The 14,587-nt window shown below is 63.4% G+C and carries 17 protein-coding genes; 7 read left to right on the forward strand and 10 right to left on the reverse strand.

Going from position 1 to position 14,587, the window contains the following annotated elements; genetic code table 11:
• The 5 genes from EOA60_RS02920 to EOA60_RS02940 form a co-directional block, all read right to left on the reverse strand.
• A partial coding sequence (locus EOA60_RS02920; RefSeq protein ID WP_164899172.1) for a Gfo/Idh/MocA family oxidoreductase occupies positions 1-310 on the reverse strand: 310 nt, incomplete at its 3' end.
• 83 nt (positions 311-393) lie between these two features.
• Positions 394-1,164 (reverse strand): ATP-binding cassette domain-containing protein, encoded by a 771-nt coding sequence (locus EOA60_RS02925; protein ID WP_127335460.1) that lies wholly within the window; start codon positions 1,162-1,164, stop codon positions 394-396.
• A 2-nt stretch (positions 1,165-1,166) separates the two neighbouring features.
• Positions 1,167-2,243 carry an ABC transporter permease gene (locus tag EOA60_RS02930; protein ID WP_095782140.1) on the reverse strand — a complete coding sequence of 359 codons (1,077 nt, stop codon included), beginning with the start codon at positions 2,241-2,243 and terminating at the stop codon, positions 1,167-1,169.
• Between the two features lie 179 nt (positions 2,244-2,422).
• Positions 2,423-3,364, reverse strand: coding sequence for a sugar ABC transporter substrate-binding protein (locus tag EOA60_RS02935; protein WP_127335461.1), 942 nt, complete (start codon positions 3,362-3,364; stop codon positions 2,423-2,425).
• 368 nt (positions 3,365-3,732) lie between these two features.
• A complete protein-coding gene (locus EOA60_RS02940) occupies positions 3,733-4,764 on the reverse strand; it encodes a LacI family DNA-binding transcriptional regulator (protein WP_095825526.1) in 1,032 nt (343 codons plus the stop codon).
• Positions 4,765-4,940: 176 nt separating this feature from the next.
• Here EOA60_RS02940 and EOA60_RS02945 point away from each other — a divergent pair, with 176 nt between their 5' ends.
• The 4 genes from EOA60_RS02945 to EOA60_RS02960 are packed head-to-tail and all read left to right on the forward strand — an operon-like array spanning position 4,941 to position 8,489.
• Positions 4,941-6,047: a fatty acid desaturase family protein gene (locus EOA60_RS02945; RefSeq protein ID WP_067003272.1), complete on the forward strand. Its 1,107-nt coding sequence runs from the start codon at positions 4,941-4,943 to the stop codon at positions 6,045-6,047.
• A gap of 46 nt (positions 6,048-6,093) precedes the next feature.
• Positions 6,094-6,408 (forward strand): MocE family 2Fe-2S type ferredoxin, encoded by a 315-nt coding sequence (locus tag EOA60_RS02950; protein ID WP_067002880.1) that lies wholly within the window; start codon positions 6,094-6,096, stop codon positions 6,406-6,408.
• 16 nt (positions 6,409-6,424) lie between these two features.
• The gene (locus tag EOA60_RS02955; RefSeq protein WP_245322441.1) at positions 6,425-7,642 is read left to right on the forward strand and encodes an FAD-dependent oxidoreductase; all 1,218 of its coding nucleotides are present in this window, start codon (positions 6,425-6,427) and stop codon (positions 7,640-7,642) included.
• Between the two features lie 37 nt (positions 7,643-7,679).
• Positions 7,680-8,489, forward strand: coding sequence for a 3-methyl-2-oxobutanoate hydroxymethyltransferase (locus EOA60_RS02960; protein WP_095825524.1), 810 nt, complete (start codon positions 7,680-7,682; stop codon positions 8,487-8,489).
• 18 nt (positions 8,490-8,507) lie between these two features.
• Here the strand turns inward: EOA60_RS02960 and EOA60_RS02965 are convergent, their stop codons facing one another.
• The 5 genes from EOA60_RS02965 to hslV form a co-directional block, all read right to left on the reverse strand.
• Positions 8,508-9,467 (reverse strand): DUF1402 family protein, encoded by a 960-nt coding sequence (locus EOA60_RS02965; protein ID WP_127335646.1) that lies wholly within the window; start codon positions 9,465-9,467, stop codon positions 8,508-8,510.
• 129 nt (positions 9,468-9,596) lie between these two features.
• Positions 9,597-10,907: an ATP-dependent protease ATPase subunit HslU gene (gene hslU / locus EOA60_RS02970; RefSeq protein ID WP_095825522.1), complete on the reverse strand. Its 1,311-nt coding sequence runs from the start codon at positions 10,905-10,907 to the stop codon at positions 9,597-9,599.
• A gap of 5 nt (positions 10,908-10,912) precedes the next feature.
• Positions 10,913-11,512: a DUF2585 domain-containing protein gene (locus EOA60_RS02975; RefSeq protein WP_067002893.1), complete on the reverse strand. Its 600-nt coding sequence runs from the start codon at positions 11,510-11,512 to the stop codon at positions 10,913-10,915.
• Between the two features lie 5 nt (positions 11,513-11,517).
• Complete coding sequence (locus tag EOA60_RS02980) at positions 11,518-12,042, reverse strand: GNAT family N-acetyltransferase (RefSeq protein ID WP_095825584.1); 525 nt, start codon at positions 12,040-12,042, stop codon at positions 11,518-11,520.
• A gap of 49 nt (positions 12,043-12,091) precedes the next feature.
• Positions 12,092-12,643, reverse strand: a complete 552-nt coding sequence (gene hslV / locus EOA60_RS02985; protein ID WP_067002895.1) for an ATP-dependent protease subunit HslV — start codon at positions 12,641-12,643, stop codon at positions 12,092-12,094.
• Between the two features lie 203 nt (positions 12,644-12,846).
• On the opposite strand from hslV, the gene hisB reads away from it, so the two are divergent.
• Genes hisB through hisH form a run of 3 tightly spaced genes read left to right on the forward strand, consistent with a single transcriptional unit; the run spans position 12,847 to position 14,576 of the window.
• On the forward strand, positions 12,847-13,446 hold the full coding sequence (gene hisB / locus EOA60_RS02990) for an imidazoleglycerol-phosphate dehydratase HisB (protein WP_128311056.1): 600 nt from the start codon (positions 12,847-12,849) through the stop codon (positions 13,444-13,446).
• 4 nt (positions 13,447-13,450) lie between these two features.
• Positions 13,451-13,924 (forward strand): DUF2628 domain-containing protein, encoded by a 474-nt coding sequence (locus EOA60_RS02995; protein WP_067002897.1) that lies wholly within the window; start codon positions 13,451-13,453, stop codon positions 13,922-13,924.
• A gap of 1 nt (position 13,925) precedes the next feature.
• Positions 13,926-14,576 (forward strand): imidazole glycerol phosphate synthase subunit HisH, encoded by a 651-nt coding sequence (gene hisH / locus EOA60_RS03000; RefSeq protein WP_095825520.1) that lies wholly within the window; start codon positions 13,926-13,928, stop codon positions 14,574-14,576.
• Positions 14,577-14,587: the final 11 nt, after the last annotated feature.

Below are 14,587 nucleotides of genomic sequence, written 5' to 3' on the forward strand. Positions count from 1 at the left end.
GCTCGACGCGCTTGACGTCGAGGTCGATCGGCTTCTCGCAGAAGATCGCCTTGCCGGCCCTGGCGAAGCGCTCGATGAGGTCGGCGTGAGTGTCGGTCGGCGTGCAGATGATGACGGCGTCGATGTCCTTGGCCTGCTCGATGGCGTCGATGCTGCGCACCTCGGCCCCATAGGCGGAGGCAAGCTCCGTCGCCGCTTTCTCGAAGGCGTCCGCCACGGCCACCAGCTTGGCCTGCGGGTTTGAGGCTACGGCGCGGGCATGCACCTTGCCGATACGGCCGGCGCCGAGAAGAGCGAAGCGGAGAGTCATGGAATGTCCTTTGAGGGTGGCTCTAAAACGTGTCCGCGCCGGCCGGCGCGGACGATTTGGTCTGGTCCCGTCGTGGCGCCTGGTCAGGCGGCCTGAAGCTCCGCCTGCTCGGTCTTGGCGCCGGTGATGTAAGCGACGATGTCGTTGCCGTCGGTGTCCTGCTTGCGCAAATTGGCGACGATGCGGCCGCGCCGGAAGACGACGATGCGGTCGACCAGGTCGAAGACCTGGCGCATGTTGTGGCTGATCAGGATCAGCGGCTCGCCGTTCTCCTTCAGCGTGCGGATGATGTTTTCGACCTGCGCCGTTTCCTGCACGCCAAGCGCTGCGGTCGGCTCGTCCATGATGATCAGCTTGGAGGCGAAGGTTGCGGTCCTGGCGATCGCCACGCATTGGCGCTGGCCGCCCGACATGTGGCGGATGGTGCTGGAAAGGTTCGGGATCTTCACCGCGGTGCGGATCAGCGCCGCCTCCGTCGCCCTGCGCATCGCCTTGCGGTCGAGAATCGAGAAGGGGCCGAGGTTGAAAAGCACCTTCTCCCGGCCGAGGAAGAGGTTCGACGGCACGTCGAGGTCGTCGGCCAGAGCCAGGTTCTGGAACACGGTCTCGATGCCGGCCTCGCGCGCCTCGATCGGGCCGGCGAAGTTCACTTCCTTGCCGTCGAACCAGATCTTGCCGTCGGTGCGCTGCTCGACGCCGGTGATCTGGCGCACGAAGGTCGACTTGCCGGCGCCGTTGTCGCCCATGATGGCGACATGCTCGCCCTTGCGCAGCTCGAAATTCGCCTCCTGCAGCGCGTGAACGCCGCCATAATGCTTGGTGAGGTTTTCGGTCTTCAGAACGATATCGGACATGGTCAAGCTCCTATCGCCCGGCGGCGCTGGCGCCATTGATCAAGAACGACTGCGCCGACAATGATCACGCCCTTGACCATCTCCTGGTAGTAGGCGTCGAGGCGCAGGAAGGTGAAGCCGGAGATGATGACGCCGAAGATCAGCGAGCCGATCACCGTGCCTATGATAGACCCGCGGCCGCCCGAGAGCGAGACGCCGCCGATGACCGCCATGGCGATGGCGTCGAGCTCGTACATCACGCCCATGCCGGCCTGGGCAGTGAGGTTCTTGGAGGAGAGCACCACCGCGGCGATCGAGGCGAGGATGCCGGCAATCACATAGACCAGCACCTTGTGGTTGGCGATCTTGATGCCGGACATGCGCGCGGCGTCCTCGTTGGAGCCAATGGCGTAACAATGCTTGCCGTATCGGGTGTAGCTCAGGATGAGCTGGAACAGGATCGCCAGTGAAATGAAGATGATGACCGGCATCAGCCCCTTGCCGATGGCCGCGAAGCTGTCGGTCGGGAACGAGATCGGTTGGCCCTTCGACCACCATTTGGCGATGCCGCGCGCCGTGACCATCATGCCGAGCGTGGCGATGAACGGCGGAATGCGGGTGTAGGCGATCAGGGCGCCGTTGATCAGGCCGGCAATCAGCCCGCAGCCGATCGCGACCAGCAGCGGCACGATGACCGGCAGGTCGGTCCATCCGTAGTCAATGAACATCGCCTTCGGGTTGGGATTGCCGTTGACGGTCGCAACCTGCGCGAAACTCATGGCGATCATGGCGGTGGCGCCGACGATCGAGCCCGAGGACAGGTCGATGCCGCCGCAGATGATCACCTGCGTGACGCCGATGGCGATGATGCCGACGATCGACACCTGCAGGATGATGATCTGCAGCCGCTGCTCGTTGAAAATAGCATCGACGTTATCGCGGGTGTTGAAGAGGAAGCTGTCGCCGAGGAAGACGCGGCCGATCAGCTCGAATGCGCCGACCAGGATGACCAGCGCCAGAAACACGTTGAACTCGGCAGGCCAGGGGCGCTTCTTGGCGTCATAGCTCAGCCCGCCAATGCCATGCGATGTCTGTGACACGTCTTCTTCCTCCGAATGACCGCGCCCGCTCTCCCGCCCGGTCGGGCGGGAGAAGGAAGGGAGCGACGCTGCTCTGTCTGCAGCCGATCCAGCCAACTCGATGCGTCGGAGCGCCGCTCCAGGGTTTGTCCTCACGCAAGTCCATACGGAAAACTTCCTGGAATTGCGTTGGCGCGACCTCAGTTCTTCTTCAGGAACTTGTCGATGTTCGCCGGCGTGACGAGCTGGAAGGGGATGTAGACCTTGCGCTCCACCTTCTCGCCCTTGGCGAGCTTCAGCGCCGCATCGAGCGCGCCCGCGCCCTGGCCCGCCGCGTCCTGGAAGACCGTGACGTCGAGATCGCCCGCCTGCATCGCGGCCAGCGCGTCCTGGGTTGCGTCGACGCCGCCGACCACGACCGACTTCATGTCGACATTGGCGGCCTTCATCGCCTGGATGGCGCCGATGGCGCTTTCGTCATTGTTGGCGATGACGCCGTCGAACGGCTTGCCGGACGACAGCCAGTTGGTCATCAGGTTCTGCGCTTCGTCACGCTTCCAGTTCGAGGTCTGCTTGTCGATGATCTTGATGAAGTTGCAGTCCGGCGTGGCAATCACTTCATCGATATCCTTAGTGCGCTGCACCGCCGCCTGATTGGATAGCTCGCCCATGATCACATAGACATTGGCTTCCTTCTTGCCGGCTTCCTTGAACAGCCGGCAGATTTCCTTGGTCTCGAGCGTGCCGGACTCGGCCTCATTGGACGCGACGAAAGCCTGGTTGTCGGGCAGCTTGTCGACATTGACCGGCTCGCGGTTGACATAGACCAGCGGGATCTTGGCCGCGGCCGCCGCATCCGACATCGCCTGGGTGGCCGAAGTGTCGACCGGGTTGACGATGATCGCGTCGACGCCCGAAGCGGCGAAGTTCTTGATCTGGTCGAGCTGCTTGGCCACGTCGTTCTGCGCGTCCTCGACCTGCAGTTCGACGCCGTCCATGCCCTTGGCCTGTGCGATCATGCCGTTGCGCAGCACGGTCAGGAAATTGTCGTCGAAAAGAGCCATCGAGACGCCGATCTTGGCGGCGAAGGCGGACGAACACATCAGCGCCGAAAGCGCGACGCCCAAAAGCAGTTTCTTCATTTTAGTTTCTCCTCCACTTGGTGTCCGGCTGCACCGATTGAACCGGAATCCCCGATGTTACCGGGGAATCTCTCCCATGGCCCTTCCGGCGGCGTTTTCCTCGCATAATGGAACGCCTGGTCCTCTGTTTGAAACAGATGTTCCGGAACGAAAGAACCAAAATACCCAGTTGGTGAAATATTTATTCCATTTCGCTTGCAGCCGTCAAGGGAGATTCGAAATGGACGTGCCGGTTTTTCGATGGAGGCAAGCGTGCAGCGCCCTCGCGGCCGGGCACGCAAACGTTCTGCGGCGGACTTCCGGGCGATTTCACGGCGCGAAAGAATTCCATCAGCCTGATGGATCACATCATTCGGACGGGAGGCGGCTTAGATGTTTTCCGGCAGATAGATGTCGAAGGGGAGAAAAGTCTGGCCGGGCGCATTGGCGGCGCCGGTCTCGATAGCATGCGCCATCAGCCCGACAAGCTCGCGGCAGAGCGCCGCCAGCGGGGTCGAGATCACCATGGTCAGGATGTTGTCGGCAAGTGCCGCGCGCGACTCCGCATTGATCTCGTTGCAGACGACCACCGGCATATGCACCGGTCTCGCCGCCCTCAGCGCCGCGACCGCGCCCTCCATGCCGCCGCCGGCGACGTAGCAGCCGGCAAGGTCGGGATGCCGAGCCAGAAGCTCGAGCATCGCATCATGCGTCACCTGGTTGGCCTCCAGGTTGACCAGCGTCTCCATCACCGTGAAATCCGGCGCATGCTCGCGAAAATAGGAGCGGAAGCCGATCTCGCGCAGCTCGTGACCATGAAAACGGTGGCTGCCGACGAAAAGGGCGACCTTGCCTGGCTTGCTGGCGGCCTTGGCGATCATCCAGGCCGCGGTGCGTCCGACCTTGCGGTTGTCGAGCCCGACATAGCCTTCACGGATGCCGGCGGCGAAGTCGGACAGGAGCGAAAAGACCGGCTGCCCTCGCGCCTTCAGCGCCTCCACCGCCGCCGTCAGCGTCGGATGATCCGGACCGACCACGGCGATGGCCCTGGATTTCGCCGCCAGCTTGCGCATCTGGGCGGCGATCTCATCGGGCGCCAGCGAAGCGGCGAAGTCGATCGTCGCAGTGCCCCGGAAACGTTGCGATTGCGAGACCGCAAGCTCCAGCTCGCGCGCGAAATCGCCATAGAAAACGTCATTGCCGCGTAGCAGTAGGAAGCCGAGACGGTATTCGGGCAACTCCTGGCGCATGCGCTGCCTGATCAGGCCAGCGGCGTGATAGCCGATGTCGGTCGCCGCCTCGTAGACGCGACGCGCCGTCTCCTCGCGCACCGGCAGGCGATTGTTCAACACCCGGTCGACCGTGGCGACGCTGAAGCCTGAAACGCGCGCGAGATCGGTGATTGTCGGCCGCTTTGCCATGAGTGCTCCATCGCTTGCCCGACTCAGACTAGCCCAATCTGATAGAAAATGATAGAATCTATCTTTGTGACATTGAGGCTATCATGACTTGGCGCTATTGTGAAGTCGAAGCCAGCCATGGGCGACGCGCGGCATTGCCGAGGGCCATTCGCCAGGTGCTGATGGAGGACCCCGCAATGACGGCAATCACGTCTCCGGCGCCGTCCGGACGCGACTACAGCCTGACCGGCCGCGACGCCAAGCGCGCGGTCGAGAACGGTCTTTCGGCGGCCCAGTGGTACCACACCGAGATCCCGCGCAAGCAGATGAAGGAGCTGATGCAGCGCTCCGACCAGCCCGCTATCCGAGACACCATCGTCTGGCTCGGTGCGCTGTTCCTCAGTGGCGCGGGCGGCGCTTGGTTCTGGGGCAGCTGGTGGTGCGTGCCGTTCTTCTTTGTCTATGGCACGCTCTACGGTTCCTCGACCGACTCCCGCTGGCACGAATGCGGTCACGGCACCGCCTTCCGCACCCAATGGATGAACGATGCGGTCTACCAGCTCGCCTGCTTCATGATCATGCGCAATCCGGTGACCTGGCGCTGGAGCCATACACGCCACCACACCGATACCATCATCGTCGGCCGCGACCCGGAGATCGCCGTCATGCGACCGCCGGACCTTTTGCGCGTTGTGCTGAATTTTTTCGGCGTGCTCGATGCTTGGCATGCGATGACCGACATGGTGCGCAATGCCGCCGGCGTCATCAGCGCCGCAGAACAGACCTTCATCCCGGAACAGGAGCAGCCCAAGGCCATCCGCATCGCCCGTATTTGGCTCGCCATCTATGTCGCGACCATCGCGCTGGCGCTCTATCTGCATTCATGGCTGCCGCTGATGCTCGTCGGCCTGCCCCGCCTCTACGGCGCCTGGCATCACGTCATGACCGGGCTGCTGCAGCATGGCGGGCTGGCCGACAATGTCATCGACCATCGGCTGAACAGCCGCACCGTCTACATGAACCCGATCAGCCGGTTCATCTACTGGAACATGAACTACCATGTGGAGCACCACATGTTCCCGATGGTGCCCTACCACGCGCTGCCCAAGCTGCATGAGCTGATCAAGCACGATTTGCCGGCGCCGACGCCGTCGATCCTGGCCGGCTACCGCGAGATGATCCCGGCCTTCCTGCGCCAGCTGCGCAACGAGGACTACTTCCTCAAGCGCGAGCTGCCGCCGACGGCAAAGCCCTACCGGGAAGAGCTGCACAACGACAATCCGGTAGCGGCCGCGGCCGAGTGACCGGATCCGACACAACCGACAACGAAGAATTTCGCCGGAGGACGACATGAGCGACTGGGTCGAGGCCTGCGCGGCCGGAGACATCGACGAGGAGGACGTAATGCGGTTCGATCATGCCGGCCGCACCTACGCCATCTATCGCAGCCCGGAGGACGAGTATTACGCGACCGACGGCCTGTGCTCGCATGAGAAAGTGCATCTGGCCGATGGGCTGGTGATGGACGACATCATCGAGTGTCCAAAACACAATGGCCGCTTCAACTACAAGACCGGCGACGCGCGCGGGGCGCCGGTCTGCGTCAATCTCAAGACCTATCCGGTCAAGGTCGACGCCGGCAAAGTCCTCATTCAGCTTGGGTGACGGCATGGCGGGAGGAATGGTCATCATCGGCGCCGGCGAGTGCGGCGGTCGTGCCGCGCTTACCCTGCGCGACCTTGGTCATGAAGGGCCGGTGACGCTGGTCGGCGACGAGCCGCATCTGCCCTATGAACGGCCGCCGCTGTCGAAGGAGGCGATGACCAGCGAGGCGCCCCTCATCAAGGCGATCGCCAGCGACGAGCTTTTGGCCGAACACTCGATCCGCCACATCCATTCCGTTCGGGCCGTCGCTATCGACCGCGCCGCGCATCTCGTGCGCCTCTCCGACGGCTCTTCGCTTGGCTATGGCAAGCTGCTGCTCGCGACCGGGTCCGTGCCGCGCAAGCTGCCGATGCCTGGTCTGGGCGGCCGCTGCGTTTATCTCAGGACCTTCAACGACGCGCTCGCGATCCGCGCCCATCTCAAGCCGGAGAACCGCGTCGCCATCATCGGCGGCGGTTTCATCGGCCTCGAGCTTGCCGCTTCGGCGCGCAAGCTAGGCGCAACGGTCACAGTGCTCGAGGCGCAGCCGCGCATCCTGATGCGCGGCGTGCCGGCCGAGATCGCGGAAATCATTCATAAGGCGCATCAGGCCGAAGGCGTGAAGGTGCTTACCGGCCAAGGCATCACGGCGATTGCCGATGACGGCACGCAAGTTCGCATCACGCTTGCCGACAGGCAGGACATCGTCGCCGATCTTGCCGTGATCGGCATCGGCGCGGTGCCGGTGACGGCGCTCGCTGCCGAAGCAGGACTTGCGATCGACAATGGTATCGCCGTCGATGAGAACCTTTGCACCGCGGATCCGGATGTTTTTGCCGCCGGCGACTGCTGCTCGTTCCCGCTCGCCGTCTATGGCGGACGGCGCGTGCGGCTGGAAGCCTGGCGCAACGCGCAGGAGCAGGGCGCGCTCGCCGCGAAGAACATGCTGGGCGCCAACGAGGCGCATGCCGCGGTGCCGTGGTTCTGGTCGGATCAATATGGGCTCACGCTGCAGATCGCCGGGCTTTCGGACGAAGGCCGCTCGACCGTACGGCGCGACCTCTACGACGGCGCCTTCATTCTGTTCCACCTGGCCGAGGACGGCAGGCTGGTCGCCGCCAGCGGCATCGGGCCCGGCAATGCGGTGGCGCGCGACATACGGTTGGCCGAGATGCTGATCGCGAAGCGGGCGACGCCCGCGCCTGAGGCGCTCGGCTCGCAATCGGTCAAGCTGAAGTCGCTGCTGGCGGCATAGGCCCGAGTAATCGCTGGAAACGAGGGGATCCACGGACATGGCACGCAACAGACCGACCGTCGCCGATTTGCAATTGCTGAAGGGCAAGCGCCAGCTTTCGAAGCTGCGCGTTTTCTCGCTGGAGGAGGCCGAGGCCGCCGAGCGTGCCGGCATCGACATCATCTCGGTCCCCTATGATCTTATCTTCGATCCGCGTTTTCGCGACGCCGCACCCACTTGCTTTGCCATTCCCGGCGACGAACGCATCAAGCTGGGCGCAACCACCGACGAGATCCTGCGCATGGCGGTGAAGCTGCGCGCGGCCAGCGCCGACGCCATGTATTGCGCGGCCAGCCTGCAGACCATCCGCCGGCTGCGCGACGAGCATATTCCGGTCTGCGGTCACGTCGGGCTGATCCCGGCGCATGCGACCTGGACGGGCGGCTTCAAGGCGGTCGGCAAGACGGCCGAAAGTGCTGCCTTCGTCTGGAAGCAGGTCAAGGACCTTGAAGCCGCCGGCGCCTTCGCCGCCGAGATCGAAGTTGTGCCGGCCCCGGTTGCAAGCGCGATCTCGCGGCGTACATCGCTGATCATGATCTCGATGGGCGCCGGCGCCGGCTGCGATGCGCAATATCTGTTCTCCGAAGACGTGCTCGGCAGCAATCGCGGCCATTATCCGCGCCATGCCAAGCGCTACCGCGACTTCGCGGCGGAGTTCGACCGCCTGCAGAGCGAGCGCCTCGCGGCCTTCCGCGAATATGCAGACGATATCCAGGCGGGCGCCTATCCAGAGCCGCGGCACATGGTCGAGGCGGATGCCGACGAAATGCGCAAGTTCGAGGCGTTTCTCGCCTCGGAAGGCTACTGAACCACCCGGCTCAGCCGGCTAGAACAGCGTCTTCAGCTCGTCCAGCTTGTCGTTGACCAGCCAGCCGTAATAATTCTCCTCGGGCAGCTTTTCCGGTTCCCCGGCGGCGCGACGCTTCTCGTTCTCCTCCTCCAACGCATAGGCGCGCTGCTCGGGGTTGCCGACATTGTAGAGCGTGGCGGTCAGGCCCGGATTGTGCGAGATGTCGAAGCCGGCGATGCTGTTGTAGGCGTCGATCGACTTCCTGATGGTCGCAGCGACGTAAGGCAGCGTGAGGTCGGGATCAATGATGGTCTTGTAGACCGTGTTCGGATCATTGACATCGAGCTCGGGCAGGCCGGAGACCTTGTGCACGAGATCGCTCATCTGCAGCGCCGTCAGCGGGTTGAGCTGGCCGAGTCCGAAAGTCTGGCCGGCATAGTAGGGTTGGAAGAAAGTGGCTCCGAAGCGGTCGTTGGGGAAGCTGGTCCCGCCGACGGTCTTGCCGCGGAAGGAATGGTTCCACACCTGCTCGCGGCATTCCCAGAGATCGTAGCTGTCGGTTATGCCGGCGCATTTCTGGAATTGCGGCCGCTCAACGAAATCGCTGACGTCCTCCCCTTCATAAGCAAAGGTGAGCTTGCTCGACAGGTAGGACATTGCCTTGACGTAATAGGTCTGCAGCCGATCATAGGCGTCGACATTGTAGGTGTGCTCGCCGACGATGGCGCCGACGATGTGCATCGGATCGATGTCGTAGGCGGCCGCCACTTTCCTGATCTTGGCGCGCAGCTCGGCATCGTTCTGCAAGAGCGCGTAGACCTTGCGATACTTGGCCTGGAAGCTGGTGTTGGTGGCCTGAGTGCGCCGGCTGGAAGCGCCCGGAATATCCGGCTGCACGCTGTTGCGATTGCCCGGCGGCACCATGGTCGCCGCGTTCGCCGTTGCTATCGCCGCGGCCAATGCCAGCCCAACAAAAAGAAGTATGCGTTTCTTCATCCACCGCCGCCTTCAAGTCGGCGGCAAACTAGGTAAAGCGCGTGGGAGAGTCGAGACGAGGCAAGCTTCCGACGGGACGAAAGGTGGCCAGATGGTACCATCTGGCCACACATCGCCGGGCTTCGCCCGTTAGAGGATGAACCGTGACAGGTCGGTGTTGCGCGAGAGATCGCCGACATGCTTCTGCACGTAGTCGGCATCGATGGTGACCGCCGTGCCGTGGCGGTCCGGCGCGTCGTAGGAAATCTCGTCCAGCACCCGTTCTATCACCGTCTGCAGGCGTCTGGCGCCGATGTTCTCGACATTGGCGTTGAGGTCGACGGCAATGCCGGCGAGCGAATCGATGGCGTCGTCGGTGAAGGCCAACTCGACGCCTTCGGTCTTCATCAGCGCAATATACTGCTTGATGAGGCTGGCCTCTGTTTCGGTGAGGATGCGGACGAAATCCTGCTTCTCCAGGGCACGCAATTCGACCCGGATCGGCAAGCGGCCCTGCAGCTCCGGAAGCAGGTCCGAAGGCTTGGAGACGTGGAACGCGCCCGAGGCGATGAAAAGAATATGGTCCGTCTTGATCGGCCCGTATTTCGTCGCAACGGTGGTGCCTTCAACCAGCGGCAGCAGATCGCGCTGAACCCCTTCACGTGAGGGACCGCCCGAAATGTCGCTCCTGGCCGCGATCTTGTCGATCTCGTCGAGGAACACGATGCCGTCATTCTCCGTCGATTCCAGCGCCTGGCGAACCACCTCGTCCTGGTCGAGCAGCTTGTCGGACTCGTCATTGATCAGTAGCGCGTAGGATTCCTTCACCGTCGTCTTGCGGGTCTTGGTCTTCCTGCCGCCCATCGCCTTCGACAGCATGTCGTTGATGTTGAGCACGCCGATATTGGCGCCCGGCATGCCGGGGATCTCGAAGCCCGGCATACCGCCGGTGCCGGTGTCCGCCACCTCGATCTCGATCTCCTTGTCGTCGAGCTCACCGTCGCGCAGCCGCTTGCGGAAGCTGTCGCGCGTGGCCGGGCTCGCGGTCTTGCCGACCAAAGCTTCGAGCACGCGCTCTTCGGCATTGATGTGAGCGCGCGCCTTGACGTCCTCACGCATCTTCTCGCGCGTCAGCCCGATGGCGACCTCGACGAGATCGCGCACGATCTGCTCGACGTCGCGGCCGACATAGCCGACCTCGGTGAACTTGGTGGCCTCGACCTTGACGAAAGGCGCGCCGGCCAGCCGCGCCAGCCGGCGCGAGATCTCGGTCTTGCCGACGCCGGTCGGGCCGATCATCAGGATGTTCTTGGGCATCACCTCTTCGCGCATCTGGCCCTCCAGCTGCTGGCGGCGCCAGCGGTTGCGCAAGGCGATCGCCACGGCGCGCTTGGCGTCTTTCTGGCCGATGATGAAGCGGTCGAGTTCCGAAACGATTTCGCGGGGAGAAAAGGTGCTCATATTACTCAAATTCCACTTTGCCACTGCCTGATGGACTCGAACGGATGCAGCAGCATGATCACGTTGAGCGTCAGATTGTCCCGGATGATGTAGCCCGTGCCGAATTCGAAAATGAGCGCCAGGGCCACGATCACCCATATAGGGAGCTTTCGCGCCATCACAAATCCGAGCGCCATGAACAGCGTGTCGGACACCGAATTGATGATGCTGTCGCCGTAATAGTTGAGGGAGATAGTGCCGGCGCGGTAGCGGTCGATGATGAAGGGGCTGTTCTCCAGGAGTTCCCAGCCGCCCTCGATGAGGACGGCGAAAGCCAGCCTCAGCCCGACGGGCGAGCGCGGGAACAGAGCCCAGGCCAGCGCATAGAACAGGAAGCCGTGGATGATGTGCGAGAAGGTGTACCAGTCGGCGATGTGCTGGGAATTCTCCGAGCTGTTCACCACACCGTGCCAGAGCTTGACGTAGCCGCAGGTGCAGATCGGCGGATGGCCCATGCCGTAGAGAATGCCGGCCTGGAAAACGACGAGAGCCAGCACCAGCAGCAGCCCCATGCGCCAGCTGTCTTCATAGGCCGACAGCGTCTTGTCTCCCCCGGATGCGGTCATTGTGATCAGTCCCCCTCTTGTTGGTCGATTTCGGCCGCATCGACGGCCATCAGCACGACGTCCCCATATTCCGAATGCCTGCGGCCGATCGGCCTGAAGCCGGCCTTTTCATAGGCGCGGATGGCGCGGCCATTGCCGGGATGCGGATCGATGACGACGCGCGGCGCGCCTTCCTCGAACAGTTCCGCGACGAACTGGCGGACGATGGCCGAGCCGTGGCCGATGCCGACCAGGTCCGGCGGCCCGATCGACAGATCGATACCCAGCGTGCCGAATGGCTGGTCGGCGTAAGGATGGTTGTCCTCGAGATGCGGATCGTAGCTCTGCAGATAGGCGATCGGCTTGCCGCCCAATTCGACGATCAGCGGCTCCACCGAAACCGACCCGATATGCTCGCGTATCTCGGCGATCTCCTTTTCCGGATCGCCCCACCATTCGGCGATATGCGGCTCGGCAAGCCAGCGGGCGATCATCGGCAGATCCTTTTGGGTGACCGGCCGATAATCGTAGCTGTCTTCCTGTTCGACCATGATCTTTTCCAGAAGCCGATTCCCATTTTTCGGGATCATGGCCGGCCGCCTAGGCGGCATCGAGCGTTTCGACGACGAAGCTGCTGTTGGTGTAGACGCAGATATCGGCGGCGATCTGCATCGCCCTGCGGGCGATCTCCTCGGCGTCCTTGTCGGTGTCCATCAGCGCGCGGGCGGCGGCGAGCGCGTAGTTGCCGCCGGAGCCGATGGCCATGACGCCATGTTCTGGCTCGAGCACGTCACCGGTGCCGGTCAGCGCCAGCGAGACCGACTTGTCGGCGACCAGCATCATCGCTTCCAGGCGGCGCAGATAGCGGTCGGTGCGCCAGTCCTTGGCGAGCTCGACGCAGGCGCGGGTCAGTTGGTCAGGATATTGTTCGAGCTTGGCTTCGAGGCGTTCGAGGAGGGTGAAGGCGTCGGCGGTGGCGCCGGCAAAACCGGCAATGACACTGCCGCCCTTGCCGATGCGGCGCACCTTGCGGGCGTTGCCCTTCATGATGGTCTGGCCAAGACTGACCTGGCCGTCGCCGGCGATGACAACCTTGCTGCCCTTGCGCACGGTGACGATGGTCGTGGCGTGCATGGTCAGTTCATTCGACATTTCCTGCTCCGAGTCGCGCTATCCCTCAAAGGCGATTGGCGCGGTACGAGTGACTTTGATCGGCCATATGTATGCATAGGGCGAGTGATTGCAAACCATCCGCGGCAAGGCCGATACAGTCCGGAATGGCAACTGGCAATCGCCGGATCATGCTGATAGAAGGCTCTCGTTTTCAAGCCCGCGCCTCTGAACAGGACAGACTGATGCCGCCCCGTTCCGCAGAAATCAGCCGCAAGACCAAGGAAACCGAGATTTCCGTATCGGTCCATGTCGACGGCACGGGTAAATCCGACATTTCGACGGGTGTCGGCTTCTTCGACCACATGCTCGATCAGCTGTCGCGCCATTCGCTGATCGACATGACGATCGAGGCCAAAGGCGATCTTCACATCGACGACCATCACACGGTCGAGGATACCGGCATTGCCATCGGCCAGGCGCTGAGCAAGGCTTTGGGGGAGCGGCGCGGCATCATGCGCTATGCCCCGATCGAGCTGGCTATGGACGAGACGCTGACCCGGGCGGCGATCGACGTTTCCGGCAGGCCGTTCCTGGTCTGGAACGTTTCCTTCTCGTCGCCGAAGATCGGCACATTCGACACCGAGCTGGTGCGCGAATTCTTCCAGGCGCTGGCGCAGAACGCGGGCATAACGCTGCATGTGACCAACCACTACGGCGCCAATAACCATCATATTGCGGAAACCTGCTTCAAGGCCGTGGCCAGGGCGCTGCGCGTGGCGCTGGAGCCTGACCCGCGCCAGCCCGATGCGGTGCCGTCCACCAAGGGATCCCTGAAAGGATAACCCTATGGCCATCTATGTCGTGATGGAGCCGCCTGCAGGGGGCAACGAGAAGGACGCCGCCCTGGTGCGCGACAGCTTCACCTGGCTCGGCTTCCTGTTCTCGCCGATCTGGCTCGCCTGGCACCGCCTCTGGATCGAGGCCCTGCTCACCTTCGCGGCCATGGCGGCGTTGTCCATGCTCGGCGAGAAACTAAGGCTTGAATGGGCTGGATCGGCGCTCTCGCTGCTGGTGTCGCTCTATATCGGCTTCGAAGGCCAGGCCCTGCGGATCGCGGCGCTCCGCCGCCGCGGCTGGCGGGAATGGGGCGTCGTCGAGGCCGGCAGGCTCGGCGATGCCGAGGTCCGTCACGCGCTCGAAGCCAGCGAGCGCACGCAGGAACAGGCGCCGATGCCGCACATCGTGCCCGACACCAACCTGGCGCGGCCGGCGCAGACGGGCATGGCGCTGGGGCTGACCCATACGCCGGGAAGGCCCTGACATGCGGGTAGCGATCATCGACTATGGGTCGGGCAATCTGCGCTCGGCCACCAAGGCCTTCGAGCGCGCCGCGCATGAGGCGGGCATCGCCGCGACCATCGATCTCACCGCCGACGCCGAGCGGGTGCGCAGCGCCGACCGCGTCGTCCTGCCGGGCGTCGGCGCCTATGCCGACTGCGCGGCCGGCCTGCATGCCGTCACCGGCATGTGGGAAGCGGTGGAAGAGGCGGCGCTTCGCAAAGGGCGGCCGTTCCTCGGCATCTGCGTCGGCATGCAATTGATGTCGGAACGCGGGCTGGAAAAGACCGTCACCGAGGGTTTTGGCTGGATTGCCGGCGACGTCAAGGAAATCACGCCGAAGGATCTGGCACTGAAGATCCCGCAGATCGGCTGGAACACGATCGAGCTCGCGCGCAAGCATCCGCTGTTTTCGGGCATCGAGACCGGTCCGAAAGGGCTGCACGCCTATTTCGTCCATTCCTACCACCTGGAGGCGAGGAACCCGGCCGAGGTGCTGGCGACGGCCGACTATGGCGGGCCGGTGACGGCGGCCGTTGCCCGCGACAACTTTGCCGGCACGCAGTTCCATCCCGAGAAAAGCCAGGCGCTCGGCTTGGCGCTGATCACCAATTTCCTGAATTGGAGGCCCTGAATGAGCAAGAA

The organism is Mesorhizobium sp. M1A.F.Ca.IN.020.06.1.1, assembly GCF_004023265.1.
Lineage (GTDB): Bacteria > Pseudomonadota > Alphaproteobacteria > Rhizobiales > Rhizobiaceae > Mesorhizobium.